Origin of the sequence: Pelagibius sp. CAU 1746 (genome assembly GCF_039839785.1) — a bacterium.
Classification (GTDB): domain Bacteria; phylum Pseudomonadota; class Alphaproteobacteria; order Kiloniellales; family Kiloniellaceae; genus Pelagibius.
Window position 1 is genome coordinate 322,423 of sequence record NZ_JBDOQT010000001.1, and the last position, 18,006, is coordinate 340,428.

Annotated in this window: 15 protein-coding genes; 3 read left to right on the forward strand and 12 right to left on the reverse strand. The window is 64.3% G+C overall.

What is annotated here, in order from left to right; all coding sequences use genetic code 11:
* Positions 1 to 76: 76 nt before the first annotated feature.
* The 10 genes from AAFN88_RS01450 to AAFN88_RS01495 all read right to left on the reverse strand — a co-directional run bounded on the left by AAFN88_RS01450 (position 77) and on the right by AAFN88_RS01495 (position 11,530).
* Entirely contained in the window at positions 77 to 889 is an 813-nt protein-coding gene (locus AAFN88_RS01450) for a transporter substrate-binding domain-containing protein (RefSeq protein WP_347517726.1), read from the reverse strand.
* An 86-nt stretch (positions 890 to 975) separates the two neighbouring features.
* Positions 976 to 2,556, reverse strand: a complete 1,581-nt coding sequence (locus AAFN88_RS01455; RefSeq protein ID WP_347517727.1) for a rhodanese-like domain-containing protein — start codon at positions 2,554 to 2,556, stop codon at positions 976 to 978.
* 13 nt (positions 2,557 to 2,569) lie between these two features.
* A complete protein-coding gene (locus AAFN88_RS01460) occupies positions 2,570 to 3,190 on the reverse strand; it encodes a cysteine dioxygenase (protein ID WP_347517728.1) in 621 nt (206 codons plus the stop codon).
* Between the two features lie 264 nt (positions 3,191 to 3,454).
* Positions 3,455 to 4,222, reverse strand: coding sequence for an enoyl-CoA hydratase/isomerase family protein (locus AAFN88_RS01465; RefSeq protein ID WP_347517729.1), 768 nt, complete (start codon positions 4,220 to 4,222; stop codon positions 3,455 to 3,457).
* Entirely contained in the window at positions 4,219 to 5,766 is a 1,548-nt protein-coding gene (locus tag AAFN88_RS01470; RefSeq protein WP_347517730.1) for an AMP-binding protein, read from the reverse strand. The genes AAFN88_RS01465 and AAFN88_RS01470 overlap by 4 nt, the downstream gene beginning before the upstream one ends.
* A 278-nt stretch (positions 5,767 to 6,044) precedes the next feature.
* Entirely contained in the window at positions 6,045 to 7,628 is a 1,584-nt protein-coding gene (locus AAFN88_RS01475) for a hypothetical protein (protein ID WP_347517731.1), read from the reverse strand.
* Positions 7,625 to 8,362 carry an SDR family oxidoreductase gene (locus AAFN88_RS01480; protein ID WP_347517732.1) on the reverse strand — a complete coding sequence of 246 codons (738 nt, stop codon included), beginning with the start codon at positions 8,360 to 8,362 and terminating at the stop codon, positions 7,625 to 7,627. The genes AAFN88_RS01475 and AAFN88_RS01480 overlap by 4 nt, the downstream gene beginning before the upstream one ends.
* Complete coding sequence (locus AAFN88_RS01485) at positions 8,359 to 9,681, reverse strand: FAD-binding oxidoreductase (RefSeq protein ID WP_347517733.1); 1,323 nt, start codon at positions 9,679 to 9,681, stop codon at positions 8,359 to 8,361. The genes AAFN88_RS01480 and AAFN88_RS01485 overlap by 4 nt, the downstream gene beginning before the upstream one ends.
* A complete protein-coding gene (locus AAFN88_RS01490) occupies positions 9,678 to 10,106 on the reverse strand; it encodes a GtrA family protein (RefSeq protein WP_347517734.1) in 429 nt (142 codons plus the stop codon). The genes AAFN88_RS01485 and AAFN88_RS01490 overlap by 4 nt, the downstream gene beginning before the upstream one ends.
* On the reverse strand, positions 10,103 to 11,530 hold the full coding sequence (locus tag AAFN88_RS01495; protein ID WP_347517735.1) for a UbiA family prenyltransferase: 1,428 nt from the start codon (positions 11,528 to 11,530) through the stop codon (positions 10,103 to 10,105). Before AAFN88_RS01495 ends, AAFN88_RS01490 begins: the two co-directional genes overlap by 4 nt.
* A gap of 1,275 nt (positions 11,531 to 12,805) precedes the next feature.
* Here AAFN88_RS01495 and AAFN88_RS01500 point away from each other — a divergent pair.
* The gene (locus tag AAFN88_RS01500; RefSeq protein WP_347517736.1) at positions 12,806 to 13,600 is read left to right on the forward strand and encodes an IclR family transcriptional regulator; all 795 of its coding nucleotides are present in this window, start codon (positions 12,806 to 12,808) and stop codon (positions 13,598 to 13,600) included.
* Here AAFN88_RS01500 and AAFN88_RS01505 read toward each other — a convergent pair.
* Complete coding sequence (locus tag AAFN88_RS01505; protein ID WP_347517737.1) at positions 13,568 to 14,482, reverse strand: 3-keto-5-aminohexanoate cleavage protein; 915 nt, start codon at positions 14,480 to 14,482, stop codon at positions 13,568 to 13,570. The genes AAFN88_RS01500 and AAFN88_RS01505 overlap by 33 nt on opposite strands.
* A 6-nt stretch (positions 14,483 to 14,488) precedes the next feature.
* The gene (locus AAFN88_RS01510) at positions 14,489 to 15,835 is read right to left on the reverse strand and encodes an aspartate aminotransferase family protein (RefSeq protein ID WP_347517738.1); all 1,347 of its coding nucleotides are present in this window, start codon (positions 15,833 to 15,835) and stop codon (positions 14,489 to 14,491) included.
* 149 nt (positions 15,836 to 15,984) lie between these two features.
* Between AAFN88_RS01510 and AAFN88_RS01515 the strand changes: the two genes are divergently transcribed.
* On the forward strand, positions 15,985 to 17,118 hold the full coding sequence (locus tag AAFN88_RS01515) for a CaiB/BaiF CoA-transferase family protein (RefSeq protein WP_347517739.1): 1,134 nt from the start codon (positions 15,985 to 15,987) through the stop codon (positions 17,116 to 17,118).
* Complete coding sequence (locus AAFN88_RS01520) at positions 17,115 to 18,005, forward strand: SMP-30/gluconolactonase/LRE family protein (RefSeq protein ID WP_347517740.1); 891 nt, start codon at positions 17,115 to 17,117, stop codon at positions 18,003 to 18,005. The genes AAFN88_RS01515 and AAFN88_RS01520 overlap by 4 nt, the downstream gene beginning before the upstream one ends.
* The last annotated feature ends 1 nt before the right edge of the window (position 18,006 follow it).

Sequence of the window (18,006 nt, forward strand, 5' to 3'; positions counted from 1 at the left end):
ATCGGCAAATCGTGGGCGGCACCGGGCGCACTAGTTCCGCCGCGGGGCCACCCACGCAGTTGAGAGACCCAGAGGACTACATATTCTTGTACTGCTCGTGCATCCGCTTAGCCCAAGGCGTCGGCTTGATGCCCCATTTGTTCTCGAGCTCGGTGATCTTGCCGCTGCGGTGCCAGTCGGCAATCGTCTCGGACATGAGGGCGTAGAACTCCTCGTCGCCCTTCTGAATGGCCGCGCCCCAGGAGGCATCCATGATCGTGTCGACCTTGAGCTCGAAATCGCCCCAACGGTCGTCCTTCAAGCGCGAGGTCGCCAGGGAGTCATCGGTCAGGAGGCCGATGCAGCGTCCGTCCCGCAAGGCCTGCTCCGTCTCTGCGATACCCGCGAAGGTGAGCAGATCGAGGTTGTACTTCCGCTGCAGGTCCTTGTTCCAGAAAGCGCCCTGGCTGCTGCAGAGACGCTGGCCTTTAATGTCGTCCCAGGCCTCGATCTTGACCGACTTCAGAGCCATGACGTTGACGCCGGAGGAATAGTAATTCGGCTCGACGATGGCGACGGTCTGACGCCGTTCCGGCTTGTCGGTCATCGTCGCGATCAGGAGGTCGCACTTGCCGCCCTCGAGAAACTGAATGCGGTTCGCCGCGATCACCGGAATTCGCTCGACTTCGATCTCTTTGCCGAGCTTCTTTTCGAGCCGCAGCTGGACGTCGGAGATCAAATCGTGCTCCAGCCCGATCGGCGTGCCGTCGGTGTCGCGGTACCCAAAGGGCCGGTAGTCCACCTTGCTGCACACAGCCATCTTGCCGCGCTCGCTGATCTTGTCCAGCGCCGGTCCTGCCTCCGCTGCGGTGGCACCGAAAAGTGCGCCGGCCGCCGCGAGAGACGCCACACCACCAACAAATAGCCTCGCCAACATTTCCCTTCCTTTCACATTATTGTTCGAACATTCCCCCTGCGTTACCGAGCAGGGGCACTTCACCGCCCGAATGTCGGAAACCGGAGCGTTCCGTCCGCATCCAGCCGGTTGACCAGATCCACTTCCCAGCGCAGGTAATCCTTCATCGCCTCCTCGACGCCGTGGCGCCGATCGTAGGGCCGGTAAAAGACGTCGTTCGGCGTGGAGACCAGCCGCTCGGCGCCCGCCTGCATCGCGCGCCCTTCCGACTCCCAAGCCTGGGTGCCGCCCGCCAGGGCATGAACCTCTGATTGCAGGCACCGTGCGAGCTCCGGCGCGGCGAAGCGCGCCAGCAGGCCGTCCCCGCTGGTGACGACATAGCGGCGGCTCTCAGGCAACGCGCCGGCTTCTTGCTCGAAGCGCGAGCGCACGGCCCAGTACGCCCCCGGAATGTGCTTGGCGCCGAAGGTAAGGCTGTCCGCGATATCCACGACAACCACGTCACCGGCTTCCAATTGCCGCGCCAGCTCGGCGGGCTCCACGGTCTTCACGGAGGGCGGCGCAATCAAGGGCTCGGCCGGCGCCGCGCCCGACTCCCGGCGCGCCCCGAAGGCCGACATCCGTGCCGTGTAGGTTTCGCCCCAGCCCATCTGCTTCAGCCAGCTCGCGGTCATGGGCGCGCGCACAGCGTCATCGTCCAGAAGGACCAACCGCGCGTTTCGGACGCCGACGTAGCTGTCGGTGGCCTGGACCAGCTGGCCGCCGGGCGCGGACAGGGCGCCGGGGACGTGGCCCGCCTCGTAATCTTCGGGCGAGCGCGTATCCAGGAGAAAGCAGGTCCGGCCGGCCTCGGGGCCGCGCCAGCGCGCCACGGTCTCGGCATCGACCTCCTCGACGCCGAAGCGGCGCGCGACGCCGGCGGCGGCCTCCTGCGCCCAGGCCAGCTGGGCCGCGCCGGGAGCCGGCGCAATTCGCTCCGCTCCCTGCTCAAGCTCGAGGCCGCTCAGGTGCCAGCCCATGGTGCCGTTCTTCAGCGCCAGGACCGGGTTCTCCAGGCCGGCATTGCGAAGCGACTGGGCCCCGATGATGGAGCGCGTGCGGCCCGCACAGTTGACGACAACCGTCGTCTGCGGATCGGGAGCCAGCGTCTTGATGCGATAAACCAACTCGGCGCCGGGCATGTTCGTGCTGCCCGGGATGTTCATCACGCGATATTCGTCCATGGGGCGGCTGTCGACGATCACCACCTTTTCCCCCGCCCGCAGCCGCTCCATCAGCGCCCGCGCCTCGATGTGGGGCGTGCCCTCGGCATGTTCGACCAGTTCGCCAAAAGCCTTCGAGGGAACGTTGACGCCGCTGAACACCATGAAGCCGGCCTGCTTCCACGCAGCGACGCCGCCATCGAGCCGGCTGACGTCGCTGTAGCCGGCGTCTTTCAGAAGAGCTTCCGCCCGCACGGCCTCGCCGCCGCCGTCATCGCAGAGGACAATGCGGACCGCTTTGCGCGGCACCAGGCGGGCGAACTCGGTCTCGATCCTGCCCAGCGGGACATTGACCGCCAGGAGCAGGTGCTCGGCGCCGAATTCACCCTCTTCACGGACGTCGACCAGGGCGACTTCCCGGTCGCCGGTGAGCTGGCTGTGCAGGTCGGCTGGGGTCATCTCGCGCGCGCCTTCAGGCCATCATGGTGATGTTGGGGTGCGCGGGGAACACCCGGAACTCGCCCGTGGCCAGGTCGTACTGTACGCGCTCGGTCAGGCTGGGCAGGGAGCGGCCGTACATATGGATCATCGTCTTGATGTCCGGCCCGTCCATATGAATGGAGTGGATGTCATCCGGCATGAGGCAAACCCCCGTGCCCGGCTCGACCGTGAACTCACCCGCGACGCGCAACCTGGCGCGGCCCGGCTCCCGGCCATCGTCTTCACGTTCGTAGAAGCGGTTGTGCTCCTCACCGACAATGCCGATCACGACGGCCCAGGTCGTGTGGTCGTGCGGGGGCGTGTTCTTGTTCGCGCCGCCCTTGTTCAGGTAGAGGGCGCGCCTGTCGCCATCGTCCAGCGAGAGGCAGTAGAGGCGGTCTCCCTGGCCGTCTTCCGGCGGCGGAAACTCTTCGTCGGAGAAACACTCCGGATGCTTACTGAGGGTCAGCAGCTCCGCGCGGATGCGCTGGAGCATGTCGCGGGTCAGGGGGCCGCCGCTCTCGATTTCGCGAATGCGGGCAACGGTCTTCTCAACGAGCGCGCGCCAGGCGCCACGCTCTGAGGAGCAGTCCCTCGTGTCATCGGCCGTCATCGGTCAACCCCCGGTCAATTTCGCACGGTTATTATGTCCGGACATATAAAATTGTCAATCGCTCTTCGCCGCGGCGGAACGATTTGTAGCTTGGGAGGTCGCCGCAAAAGCCCCAGCGGCCGTTCAGGAGCACGGACGTGGCGGGCGATGCGAGCCTTAGGGATTAAACCGTCCTCACCGCCTCAGCCGTGAGTGGCAACCGGTCCCCATCGATTGTCCACAGCCACGGCGGCAGCGACGCCGGCCTTGCCGCGCGCCGCCCCGTCAGCGCGCGAACTTCGCCCGCGCGTCGCGCGCTTCCGCGCTGTCGCGGCAAACCAGCCCTTGATCGCCGTCGGCGTATACGGCGGTCCGGTGCAGCGCCGTTGCCACGGCATTGACTGCTTCCTTGCTGATGCGAACCGGCGTGGGAGGCAGAGCGGCGATGGTGCCGGCGATGTCCCTTGCCACCGTCTCCGCAGCGCCCGGGTCGCTCACCCAATCGGCCAGCCCCCATTCGAGGGCGTCGTCCGCAGACAGCTTTTCGCACAGCAAGAGCGCGCGCTTGGCCCTGGCCGGTCCGGCAAGCGTGGTGAGACGGGGGACCGCGCCCCAACTGAGATTGAGGCCCAGCTTGATCTCGGGCAGCCAGAGGTAGGCGTCGCGGGCGAGAACCCGCCAGTCGCAGGCGATGGCGATCGCCACGCCGGCGCCGACGGCGAGCCCCTCGATCGCCGCTATGGTGATCTGCGGCATCGCTTCGATGGCGGCACAGAGGCGCGCCCCGCGAAAGGCGATCTCGCGGCGCATGAAGAGGGGAAGCTCTTCATCCTGCCATTTTTTCGGATCCTTGAGGTCGATGCCCGCCGAAAAGGCTTCACGGGTTCCGGCGAACACCACCGCCCGGATATCCGGATCGTCCGCCAGTTGCGAGACCGCCTGCCCCAGCTCGGCAATCAGCTCCTGGCTCAAGGCATTGCGGCTGCCGCCCCTATCGATGCGAAGCACCGCGACACCGTCCGCCCGCTCAATCTCTACCGACCGCCAGCTCATGCGCTCTTTCCTTCTTCGATCTGATCTTTTGCGTCGTCGAACCGCTCGCGCAGGCGGAATTTCTGTATCTTCCCCGAAGCGGAATGCGGCAGGTTCTCGACGATGAATATGCGCTTCGGCACCTTGAACGCGCTGAGCCTGGAGCGGCAGTGTTCGCGCAGCGCGCCGGGATCGGGTTCCGTACCCGGCTTCGGCACCACGGCCGCGACGAGCTCTTCGCCCCAGTATTCATGCGGCAGCCCGAAAACGGCCGACTCGGTTACTTCGGGATGCTCGGCCAGGCAGTTCTCGACTTCGAGCGCCGCGACGTTCTCGCCACCGGTCTTCACCATGTCCTTGCTGCGTCCGCGGAAGGAGGCGAAACCATCCTGGTCGAAGCTCAGGAGATCGCCGGTGCGCAGCCAGCCGTCTTGCGTAAAAGCGGCGGCTGTCGCCTGGGGATCGTTCCAATAGCCAGCAAAGACGGTCGGGCCCTTGACCTGCAGCTCACCGCGGTTTCCGACGGGGTCCGCGACCCTGCCATCGGCATCGGCGACGCGGTAGGCCACATGGCGCCACACGTAGCCCATGGACCCGGGGTGATCCAGAATCTCCTGGGTGTAGCGGTTCTTGATCGTCGTCACGCAGGTTTCCGTCATCCCGAAACCCCATCCGAATTCGGCGTTGGGGAAAACCTGGCGAATGATCTCCTGGCGCCAGGCGCTCAAGGGTGCTGCCGCGGTCTGGATATAGGCAACGTCGGCATAGCGCCGCCCGCGAAAGGTTTCGCTGTCGGTCAGCGCCACCCACATCGTCGAAAGAAGGAAAAGGTGTGTCGGCTGAGCCGTATCGAGCGATTCGATCACCTTGTCCGGTGTGAACTTCGGAACCACCTGCAGCGAACCGCCGGCGTAGAGGACGGGTCCGTTGAGGACGCCGAAGCCGCCGATGTGAAACAGCGGTGTCGCCAAAATGGCTCGGCTCTCCGCCGATATTCCCAGTTCAACCAGATAATTGATTGAATTCCAGACAAGATTTCCATGGGTCAGCATGGCCCCCTTGGGCAGCGACGTGGTCCCTGAGGTGTACAGGATCAATGCCACATCGTCGGGCGACACGGCCCCGAAACGCCTGGTCAGCGCGGGGAAGGCAGGCGATCCGCGGGGCGGCTCGTCGGAGACCGCCAGCCACTCCGGTCCGGGCCCCTTCACGGCGGAACGGGCCGCGCCCACGACCGCGGCGAAATCATCTTCGTAGAGCACGACGCGCGGCGTGCAGTCCGACACGACGTGGATCAAGGCCTCGGCATCGTAACGGGAATTCACCGGCACCAGGATGAAGCCCGTCAAAGCGGTGGCATGATACAGCGCGACCTGATCGATCGAGTTGTGCATCAGCACGCAAACACGATCCCCCCTTCCGACGCCCTTGCCTTCGAGGAATGCGGCCAGCTCCTGCGCGCGCTGCGTCAGATCGCCAAAGGTGAAGGTGGAACGGCCGTCGACGATTGCCGTCTTGCCGGGCCGTCTCAGAGCGTGGAAGGCCGCAGTTTGGTAGAGGTTCATGTCCCTCGTTCACAAATTCATCTTGCGTGCGAACTTATTTGTCCGGACAAATAAGTTCTACTTTTCCATTTTTTTGGAGTCAAGGATTCGAGGCGCGGTCGAAGCCGCCCGGAGGAGGCGCCAATCCAGCTTTCAGGGCCAGGCCGGAACGTGCGGTCGAGGCCCATCGGGAAGTGGGGACACCGGATGCGGAAAGCGGAAGGACGGTTCTCTCCGGCCGGATCGTTCGCCGCCTCACCCGGCGGCAAGCTGCAACGCGCGCCCTCGACGCCTCTCGGTCACTCCCGCCAGAAGCGCCACGGCGGACGGAAGAAGTGCGTCTTCAGAAACTCCGCCTGCGGCAGGTTGTTCGCCCGCTGGCTGAGGGTGCAGGCCCTGGCAAGACCCTTCAGCTCCAGGCCCGTGTAGACACGCAGGGTGTAATTGGGGTTCAGGAAGATTTCGCAGAGAAAGCGGTAGTTGTGCCGTTCGGCCCAGCGAAACAGGACTTCCTGGCCATAGTATGCCAAACGGATACGGCCCGGACGCGAGTGGAAGACGATGACGTCGGGCGCGTAGCTGTCGACCACCGTTTCGGTGACCCCGTTGCGCGCCACCAGGGCGCTGCCCAGGCCGATATTGTCGAGCGCGACCATGCCCGACTGGAAGGCGACGATACCGGCATCGCCGAGCGAGAACGACCGGACGGCGCCGGCCGCATGCAGTTCCGCCAGCGACCTTCCCAGCACCGCGTTGGCCTGCAAGGCATGGGGGTAATTGTTCATCATCTGCGTGAGATGGGCCGGCCGCGTCGATATCAATGCGAAAACGGCCAGCGAGGCGATCGAAATCGCGGTCATGGGCCAAGCTGCGCCGGATCTGTTTTCCGCGGGCGCCGGCCCGCCGATTTTGCGCTTCGGCACCGCCGGCCCGGGCGAAGCCGCAAGCCAGGCACAGAGGATATAGATCGGTGCGAAGAGATGATAGGAGAAGCGCGCCACGTAGTTCATCTGCAGCGGCGAGGTCGAATAGGTGTAGATGATCGGTGCGAACAGCAGCACGGCAAAGAAGGCCACACGCCCCTGACCGGCCGGGACCAGGCCCAGCAGGGGCAAGAGAAGAATCGAAAGGGACACGAAAGTATAGAGATTGAAGGCCGCTGCCGACTTCACATAGAAGGTGTTGGGCAGCACATCGCCGAAATGGGCGTAGTGGAAAGCGGCGTAGGCGCCGAAGAACAGCAGCAGAAAGGCCTGCGCAGAAACCACGGGCCACAGTCTTCGCCAGCGAAAGACGGCGCGCAGACCCTCCCCCCGCCCCCAAGCATCCAGCAGCGCCATCAGAAAGAACTGCGCGGGCACCAGCCCGACCAGCAGCCAGGCCTCGGGCCGCGTCAGAACGAGCAGCGCCGAGAGGAGGGTCGCGGCCCGGAGATCTCCCTTGGCGACCGCGATGAAAAGGAAGCCGAGCGCGGCGACATAGAGAAAAGTTTCGAGCCCGGCAAAGCCATGCACGATGGTCGCCGGAAGGGCCGCGAAAAGGAGGGCCAGAAACAGGCCCAGGGTCTTGTCCCGCGAGAGGCGGCAGAAGATGGCAACGAAGCCGGCCAGCAGGGCGAGCGAAACCAGCTTGAAGAAGAGCACCACGTCCATGCCCAGGGCCGCCGGAAGAATGGAGGCCAAGGCATAGATGGGATTGGTGTAGGCCTGCGTGAGGTCGAAGGCGGTCGGGTTGTAGCCCCAGACGCCGTGCTCGACGAGGTTCTTTCCGTAGCGCCAGGTTATGAAGGCATCGTCCACCGTGATCCTGGAAAACAGATGGAAGCTCGCCAGCAGGACAAGGAAGGTTGCGGCGAAAAGCGGCAGGGCGACGGCCCGCCTCATATCCGCATTCCCTTGAATATCCCTTCCGGTATGGTCCGGATCGCCATCATGACAAGCGCCCAGACCGGTTTCACGTAGACCACGTCCCTCCTGCGGCGCAGGGCCGCCTCGACGGCGGTCGCGACCGCTTCGGGAGTGGCCGTCAGCCGCTTCGGCAGATCCATTCCGTCAGTCATCCTGGTGGCGACGAAGCCCGGCAGCACGGTCACCACGTGCACGCCTTTGCGCGCCAGCCGGTTTCTCAGCCCCGAGAGGAAGGCCGTGAAACCCGCTTTGGCGGAACCATAGATATAGTTCGCCGCGCGGCCCCGCTCGCCCGCGACCGAACTGATACCGACCAGCGCCCCGCTGCCCCGGGCCTCGAAGCGGTTGGCCAGCGCCGCCAGGATCGCGGCGGGCCCTTCGTAATTGCTGCGCATCACCAGGGCGGCCGCCCCGTGGTCGCGCTCGCAGACCGCCTGCTCCCCCAGGACGCCCACCGCGCAAATCGCGACACCGGGCAAATCACCCAGACCGTCGATGAAACCGTCGAAGCTTTCCGGCGCCAGCACGTCGAGTTCGTGCAGGGTAACGGCCACGTCATGGCGCAGCTCGATGTCCGCCTTGTCGGGGGCGAGGCCGGCGGCACCGCGTGCGGCGAGTTGGATCGGGTGGCCGGCCGCGGCGAAGCGGTGCGCGACGGCCCGGCCGATGTCGGAGCGGCCGCCGATGATCAGAACGGGTTCGGCCGTCATAGGCGCAGCCTTTCCGATTGGGCGGAGGCGAAGACCTCCGCAAGTCCCAACCCTTCGCGGCGCGCGCGGAAGATTTCCGCCCTCGGGTCGGCCCGGTGCAGGGTCTGCGCCGGCATCCGCCCGTCCTTGGCAAGGTAGAAGCGCCCGCCGTGGTCGATGGCGATGCGGTCCAGCTCCGCCAGCAGGCGCTGCGCGCCGGGCGAGATGGGAAAGTCCAGGGCCAGGGTGTAACCCTCCATGGGAAAGGAGATGCGGCTCTCCTGGCGCCCGAGGCGTTTGAGGACCGCCAGGAACGAGCCCCGTCCCGCCCGCGACGTCGCCTCCAGGAGGGCGCTCAATCCCGCCTGCGAACGCTCCAGCGGCAGGACGCATTGGAACTGGGCGAAACCGCGGCGGCCGTAGATACGGTTCCAGCCGAGCAGGCTATCCAGGGGATAGAAGAAGCTGTCCCAGTCGACCAGCCGTTCCCCCGCGCCCTGCCGGCCCCGGTGATAGTAGAAGGTATTGAAGGCGCGCAGGGTCAGGCTGTTCAGAAGGAAGTCCGGCACCTCGAAGGGCAGGCTCAGGCGGCGTCTCGCCGGGACCGCATAGGGCGCCTGGCGCTTCTTCGCCGGCAGTTCCTCGCGACGCGCGTGCTCGCCCAGCAGAACGAGAGAGCGCCCGAGCCCGCCACCGCCGGCCAGGCAGTCGACCCAGGCGACGGCGTAGGTCGCCGTCCGGTGGTCGGAGAAGCACTTCATCGTCTCGGCCAGGTTCGCCGTGGGAATGGCGGTCTGCCGAATCCAGGCGGAGTCCACCGGGCGCAGCCGGAAGGCCGCGCGCAGAATGACCCCGGTGAGGCCCATGCCGCCCAGAGTCCAGCCGAAAAGCTCGGCTTCCCGGTCCCGGCTGCAGCGCCGCACCTCCCCGTCCCGACCCATGACGTCGATCCAGTCCACGAAGGCACCGAAGGACCCATCCTTGTGATGGTTCTTGCCGTGCACGTCGGCGGCGATCATGCCGCCCAGGGTCACGTACTTGGTGCCGGGCGTCACCGCCGGGAACCAGCCCCGCGGCAGGAAGACCGAGATGACGTCCTGGAGCAGCACTCCCGCCTCGGCGGTGAGCCGGCCACTCTCGGGATCGAAGGCGAGCAAGCGATTGAAGCCGCGCATGTCGACGGTATTGCGCCGGCTGAGCGCGCTGTCCCCATAGGCGCGGCCGTTGCCCCGGGCGATCAGTCCGCCGGCGGCGACCAGGTCTTTCAGACCGGCCTCTCCGCGCGGGCGGGTCACGCGGCAGTCCTGCCGGGGAAAACGCCCCCAACCCGAGAGGATCATGCCCGGCCCCCTTCGGCGGCGCGCGCCCGTGTGAACACCAGGCGCCGGTCCAGGTGGTACTTCACCGCGTAGCCCACCGCCAGACCCAGAACGGCCCCGAGTTCGCGCAGGGCGTCACTGCGCCAGATCAGCCAGAACGCCGTCTCCGTGCCCCAGAAGATGGCGGTCGTGAAGATCCCCATGGCGGTGTAGAGCGTGAACTTGCGGCCATGGGAGCGCAGCCCGCCGGAGGTGTCGTAGAAGATCCAGCGCTTGTCGAGCGTGTACTTCACGAGCAGCCCCGCGGCGGTACCGAAGATCAGCGCCGGCAAGAGGCCCGCGCCTTGGCCCGCCGAGGCCAGAACGGCGCGCTGGACCGCGAGGTTCGCCACGGTGGCGAGGACCGCGAAAAAGGCATAACGCAGGAGGAGAGACCAGAAGCTCACAGCACCATGCCTCCGGCCGCGAAGGCGAGGATGATCAGCAGGCACAGCAGGCTGGTCGAGTCGCGGACGGCGAAGACCACCGGGTCGTCGTGCATCTGCCCCCGGTGGGTCACCATCACGATGCGGCTGATCCAATAGAGCAGAACCAGACAGACACCCCAAAGGGCCTGGGGATAGCCGTAGAGTTCCAGTACCGCCGGCGAATTCACGTAAAGCGCCATGACCAGGACGGAGACGAAGCCGGCGGCCAAGGCCGTGTTGCAGATCAATGGCAAGTCCTCGGCGCGGTAGCCGCGGCCGAGCGCCTGGCCCTCGCCCTTGGGCAGGCTGTTCACCAACTCCGCCTGCCGCTTCACCGCGGCCAGGGCGAAGAAGAAGAAAATCGAGAAGGCGAGCAGCCAGACCGACAGGGTAATTCCCGTCGCCGTCGCGCCGGCGATGATCCGCATCGTGTAGAGGCCCGCAAGCAGGCAGATGTCGATCACGATCCGGCGCTTGAAGTACAGGGAATAGCTCAGGGTCGCCGCATAGTAGGCCGCCAGCACGAGCAGAAAGCTCTCGCCGAGGAGGGAAGCGATGGCGAGGCCGTCCAGCAGCAGAAGCGGCGCCAGCCAGACGCCGCTGCCGATCGGAATCGTGCCCGAGGCGAAGGGCCGGTTGCGGTTGCGCGGATGCGCGCGGTCCGACGAAAGGTCCAGCAGGTCGTTGAGCACGTAGACGCTGGAGGCGACGAAGCTGAAGGCGATGAAGGCGAGCAGCGAATGGCCGAGGGCCGCCAGGTTGAATTGATGCGCCGTCATCATCGGCACGAAGACCAGCAGGTTCTTCAGCCATTGATGGACGCGCAGCGCCTTCACATAGGGTTTGATCGAGGGAACGCGGCTGACCAGGTGTTCTGCATCGCGCCCCAGGGCGTCCACCCGCGCCTTGACGGCGCGTGGCAGGTTCACCGTCACCGCTTTCTCGGCCTTCTCCCACACCGGAATGTCGGCCGCGGCATCGCCGATGTAGACGAACCCCTCGTGCCCGAAACGCTCTTCGAGAAATTCGGCTTTCTGCGTTCCCTTCAGGTTGGTTTCGCCGTCGGAGCCGTGGACCTCGTCGAAGATCCCCAGATGCGAGGCGACCTCCTCGGCCAGAGTCCGGTCGCTGGCGGTGACGAGGGCCGCGCGCCCGCCCTCGGCGCGCCAGCGCCGGACGTAGCCAATCACACCTTCATTGTAGGGAAGGGAGGCAATGTCGACGGCGCCCAACTCGCAGAGCTTTCGCTTCAAGGCCGCGCGCCCCCTGGCAAAGCTCCGGACAGCCAGGAAGGGCGTGGCCCAGTTCTTCGCGAAGGCCGCCCAGAAGGTCTCGAAGAGCATGTCGGTGTGGACCAACGTTCCATCCAGATCCACGACCAGGACACGTCGGGCGGTCATCATTCGGAGCAATCCCCAGTTGAGGCGGCTGCTTTTCCCAGGAGGCCATCGCAGCGGTTCCGCTCGTCGCCGTTGGCGACGCGGAACCGCAGAGCGAGTCTGAGTACCTTTGCTTTCAATTTAATGAATAAATTCAACCCCAATTGGCGCTTGCCCGGCCCTCCGGCGCCGCCCCATCCCGGCTTCCGGCTTATGCGGAAAGCTGAGATGAACCGGGCTTAACCATCTTTATCGCTGGCTTTGGCCGGTTTTATGGAGAGGGGTGCCCGGGCCGACATCGGGCACGGCCCCTAAGGGGTGAGGGCAAGCCGCCGCGGCGGACCTGTGACAAGGAGCGGACCTTACCGGTTACCGGCCTGCAACCTGCGATGCCGGCCCCCTTTCCTTTCCCGCGTTAAAGGGCGTCCTGGGTGGCGGGCTTCCGCCGCGTCGCCCGGTTGCATAAGGGTTCCCCGGCCGCGGGCCTTCTGCCCGCACCAGCGGTCACATCGGCTGCCGCCGCTGGCGCCCTATCGGACACCGCATCGCCCGTGGCCGCGCCGGCCATGACCGGAGTAGCGGGACGATCGATCGAAGAGTCCTCCCCGCTGTCGGCGAGGACCTGGAGACCGCGCCTGAAACGAATCCGGAAGGAACGGGAAGCGGAGGCTTTCCGAGGCGGCGGTCTTGTCTGCAGTTTCGGGGGATTATGGCGCGCCCGGGAAGATTCGAACTCCCAACCTCCTGATCCGTAGTCAGAAGCGACGATGCCCGAAATTCGCCATTCTCTTTATGATATCAACGAGTTGCCGAAAAGTGGTTTCCACTTTCAGTCTCTCATTCCCTCTCAATTGTCCCAATGGCTTATCGACCGGAGTGGAAACCAGTTTGGGCCTCTTTGGGTGCACAATTCGCTCCCCAGCCGAGGTCCCCTCTGCATCCAAGAACAGACATTCCAGCGCGCCTGGCGCCATGTCGGCCTAGTGCCGTGAGCCGCCATTGTGCGAGCCACCAATCCAAGTCCGTTTAATAGCGCCAAAGCGACGTTTCAAATGCCCAGCCAAATAATTTCGGCTTGCGGCCGGGGACTGAGCCAGTTGGCCGCCCCTGTTGGCCTTGGCGGCCTCAATCCCGGGCTATCCGCGCAGGACCCTACCCCGGCCGGCTACCGTAAAATTTCAAGACCTGCAACTTGTTGGGGTGACGACAGGGCTGGCGTTTTGTATATAAACACTGAGTGACGGGGCGGCCCAAGACGCGCACGGGCACTCGCCACCGCCTGTCATCGTCGAGGGTTTCATGGACGCACCTGCCAAGCACAAGAATCACGACATCTACTTCGTGCCTGGATTGTTTCGCGGCCTTCGCGTTCTGGAAATCCTCGCGGCCGAAGAAAAGCCGCTGACGGTAAGCGAGATTGCGCGCGCGCTTGACGTCAGTCGCTCTTCAGCCTTTCGCCTGATCTATACGTTGAAATACATGGGTTTTGCGGAAAGCACGGATGATGGCCGAAACTTCAAACTTGGCGCGCGCGTGCTGAACCTCGGCTTCTCCTACTTAGCGTCGCAGGACATCATCACTACCGCCAGGGCCGATCTTGAAGATCTGCGCGACGAGACCGGCATTTCCGCACACCTTGCAATTCTAGAGAAGCAAGAGGTGTTGTTCCTCGACTGTGTCCAGTCGAGGTCGGGATTTCTGAGCAACGTAAACGTCGGAACCAGGATTCCGGCCCATGCATCGCCGCTTGGCTGGCTGATGCTGTCTGACCTGCCAAGCCGCGAGCTCGCCGCACGCTATGAAGGAGCAACCTTCAAACGCCTCACCGAGAAAACACCAACTAACACCGAGCAATTGCTTCATGCGGTGAGCCAGGCCGCTGCCCACGGTGTTGTCGTGAGCCAAGGTATTGCCGAGCAAGGCGGCTGTTCCATATCGGCGCCCGTCCTCGACCGCAACGGCAAGATCATCGCCGCGATCGATATCTCCGGACCGGCCTCGGCCTTCGAAGCCGAACGCATGGAGAGCGATTACGTCTCGAAGGTCCGGGCAGCGGCCATGTCAATCTCCCGCCGCCTTGGCTATGTTGCCTGACGGACTACCTGAGAGCATGAGAATTTCGCGCGCTTCCTGCGGCGAAGCGATGGCGCCACCCAGCGATTCGACTATTGACACGGCCCGTTCGACGAGCTGGGCGTTGTCGCGAACCAGTTCTCCGCGGGCAATATAGAGATTGTCTTCCATCCCAACTCGGACATGGCCGCCAAGCAACCAGGCTTGCGCGACCATAGGGAACTCCATCCGACCGATACCGAAGGCTGCCCAGATCGCACCTGCAGGCAGTTGCGACACGAGATATGACATGGTCTGAGGACTGGCGACCGCTCCGAACCTCGTCCCCAAAACCATCTGGACCATCAGCGGCGCCTTCAGAATCCCCCTCTCCAGAAAATCCTTCATCATATGGAGGTCGCCCGAATCGAAGAGTTCGATTTCCGGTGTGACCCCTGCGGAGTAGATCCGCTGCGCCATAATCTCCAGGTTGCGGGGGCTGTTGATAACGGCCGCCTCTCCCGACCACATGGTATTGAAATCGAGCGTGCAGATCTCAGGTTTCAGGCGCTCGACATGCGACACACGTAACTCTGGCGCGCAGAGGGTCGAACGTGGGTCCGGCACCAGAGGATCTTCAAGACCCGGCACGAAGCGGCCTCCCTCACCTGTCGTCAGGTTCAGGATGAGTTCTCGGTTCTCGGAGCGGATCCGCTCGACGATCTCTTTGTAGTACTCGAACTTCATCGAGCCTCGGCCGGTCTCCGGATCCCGCGCGTGCAGATGGACCACAGCGGCGCCGGCGCGTGCAGCACCAAGCGCGGCCGCTGCGATCTCTTCAGGCGTGACCGGCAATCCCGGATGCTGTTCGCGGCGCGTCAGGTTTCCTGTAACGGCACAAGTAACGATGGTCTTACCGGCCATGGCGGCTCAGCCCTCCTTGTGCCAGCGTTCAAGCGCACGTGCCAAGACCACTTCCAGCTTCTCGCCGATCTCTTCGATCTGGCTGTCATCCACGATATAGGGAGGCGCAAGCAACACATGGTCGCCGCTGACGCCGTCTGCACAACCGCTGGAGGGGTAGCAAATCAGCCCACAATCCCGGGCTATCGACTTTATCGTCGTTGCTAGGCGCAATGCTTCAGGGAAAGGCGTCTTGGTTTCCCGGTCCTGGACCAGTTCCAAGGCAACAAAGAGCCCGCGCCCCCTGATGTCACCCACGTTGGGGTGCTGGCCGAAGCGGCTGCGGAGCACAGCGTCCAGCAGACGCCCTTGAGTCCCTACGCGCTCGACCAGGTTTTCCTCATCGATGACATTGAGAACGGCCAGCGCGCCGGCACAGGCAACGGCATGGCTCATATATGTGTGACCATTGGCCAGGACGCCGCTGCCTCCTTGGATCGCCCCCACAACGCCCTCCGAAGCCAATACGGCGGCAATCGGCTGATAGCCCGCGCCCAGCCCCTTGGCGACGGTGATGATGTCGGGCGCTACGCCTTCCTGCTCCAGGGCATAGAAGCTGCCCGTGCGGCCGATGCCACACATGACCTCGTCGGCAATCAGCAAAATTCCGTAGCGGTCGCAAACTTCTCTGACTCCCTGGAAGTAGCCAGGAACCGGCGGGACGCAGCCGAGCGAAGCGCCGGATATAGGCTCGACAACGAAGGCCGCCACCTCTTCCGGTCCGATGCGCCGGATCTCGGTGTCCAATTCCTGAACGAGCCGATAGGCATAGTCCTCATCAGACTCGGCTTGTTGCTTGAAACGATAGGCAAAACAGGGCGAAACCCGGCCAACGTCCAGCAGTAGTGGTGCGTAGGGCTCCCTACGTTGCATATGGCCACCAACCGAGAGGGCACCCAGCGTGTTGCCGTGGTAGGCCATGCGACGGGCGATGAAACGGTTCCGCCGGGGCTCATCACGTTCCAGAAAATACTGCCGTGCCAGCTTGAGCGCGGCTTCCATTGCTTCCGACCCAGAGCCAAGGAACATTGCCCGGCCGCTTCCGAAACCCTTCGGGGCCCTAGCGACGAGGTCGTCGGCAAGTTCTTCCGCCGGCGCATTGGTGAAAAAAGAAGTATGAGCGAAGGAGACCTTGGCCAACTGTTCACCGAGTCGATCGATCACCCTAGAATGATTGTGCCCAAGGCAGGAAACTGCCGCACCGCCGGATGCATCGAGGTATCGCTTACCCGTCGAATCAATCAGATAGACACCGTCGCCGCGGTCGATCACAGGCAGATCAGCCGACAGGTCTCGGTGAAACACGGCGCTCATAAGATATCTCTCCAGCGGTCAAGTTCGTTGATATACAAAACAGACGTTGATATAAAAAACAAGTTGGCATTTGCACCCTTCGAACGAAGGGCCTGCTTTCCCGGGGTAGCTGAGGACGATCTATGACCCGACCCTTCGAGGGGGTGAGAGTGCTGGACCTGACCCATGTCCTGGCCGGCCCTTTTGCGGCTTACCAGTTGGCAGTGCTTGGCGCCGATGTGATCAAGGTCGAGCCGGTCAATGCGCCGGACGCCACCCGTGGGCGGGGCCTCGATGACCAACGCAATGCCGCCGGACTGGGCCTCACCTACGAAACCCAAGGCGGCAACAAGCGGGCCATCGCATTGGACCTTGAGAAGGCCAAGGGCGCCGAAGTACTGCGCCGCCTCATCGCCGACAGCGACGTCTTCCTGGAGAATTATCGGGTACAGGCTCTGGCGGCGTTGGGATTCGGCTACGACGCGGTGCAGCAGCTCAAACCCGATATCATTTACTGTTCCCTGACCGGTTTCGGACAACGCGGTCCCCGCGCCAGCGTCAACGCCTATGACAACGTCATTCAGGCAGCATCCGGCATCATGGCGCGCTCCGGCGACCAAAAGACGGCGGCCTCCTATGTCGACTACAGCGCCGGAATGAACGCCGCCTTCGCCATCGCCGCCGCCCTCTTTCGACGCGGCCGGGACGGCAAGGGCACCCATATCGACTGCGCCATGCTGGACTGCGCCCTGATGCTGGCGGGTCCCGAAGTGACCGGCCACCTCTCGGAGGCGGCAGGACCCGAGAAACCCGCGGAGGCGGGTATCGGCTGCTATGACACTGCCGATGGAAAGCTGATGCTTGGCGCATTCAATTTCCGCCAGAACAAGAGGCTCTGGGACCTGCTGGACGAGCCTGCTCTTGCGGCGCTCGAGACTTGGCCGGACCTCTGGGGCGCCGCCACCGTCATGCGCCAGGTGCTTGCCCGCAAACTGCTAAGCCGCAGCGCCCAGGATTGGATGAACATCTTCCACGAGGCGGGCATTCCGGCCGAACGGGTACGTGGCCTGGATGAAGCCTTGGCGGACCCGCAACTTGCCCATCGCCGCTTGCTGCAAAGGCCCCCGGGCGACTCAGGGCGTGAAACGACCGTCCCCGTCGCTGCCTTCGACTTCCTGGAGGATGGGCCGCGGCTCGATAGCCCTGCGCCGGCGTTCGGCGAGCATACCGATGAGATTTTGAAGGGCATCGGCTATTCCAGCGCAGAGATCGACGCCTTCCGGTCGGAGGGCGCTGTCGCATGAGACCTAACCTGCGTATCTTGGTTGCGGAAGCCTTCACCAGGCTCCCGGCCGAGTTCCGCCACCTCGGGCCACCCAGCCCCTGGGCAAGCATGACCCGGCCCGGGAAGCAGATGCACTCCTTTCTAGAAGGACCGGTGTTTGCGGCGGACGGCAGCCTCTGGGTCGCCGATGTACCCTACGGCCGCATATTCCGCGTCCACCAGGATGGGGACTGGGACCTCGCTTTCTCCTACGATGGCGAACCTCACTCGCTGCGGCCAATGCCAGATGGCCGCTTCGCCGTCGTCGACTACTCCAAGGGACTTCTGGCCTTGGACCCGGACAACGGGACCCTCGAGGTCCTTGCCGCCGACGATGGCCGGGAGCCCTTTCTGGGCCTGTCCGATGTCACAGTTTCTGACCAAGGCGACATCTGGTTCACAGACAGCGGACGGTCCAGCCTCTCGGACCCGCGCGGCCGGCTCTACCGGCGCCGGCCCGACGGCAAGGTCGAGCGGGTGCTGGAAACCATTCCCTATCCGAACGGCTTGGTGATCAGTCCGGACGGCGTGCTCCTTTACCTTGCGGTAACCCGCGCCAACGCGGTCTGGCGGCTCAAAACGGAGGGCGCAGAAACACCGCCGATGGTGGGCATTTATATTCAGCTTTCTGGCGGACTTGGCCCGGACGGCCTGGCGATAACCGCAGACGGCTTCCTTGCCTTGGCTCAGGCACAGGCCGGAAGAGCCTTCATTTTCGATCCACGCGGCGATGCCGTCACGGAAATCCGCACCCCGGACGGCCTCTCCACCACCAGCGTCGCCTTCGACCGAAACGACAACCTGGTGATCGTAGAAGCCGACAGCGGCTCTCTCTATCGCGTTCCTCTCGAGCAATGGAAACCTTGAT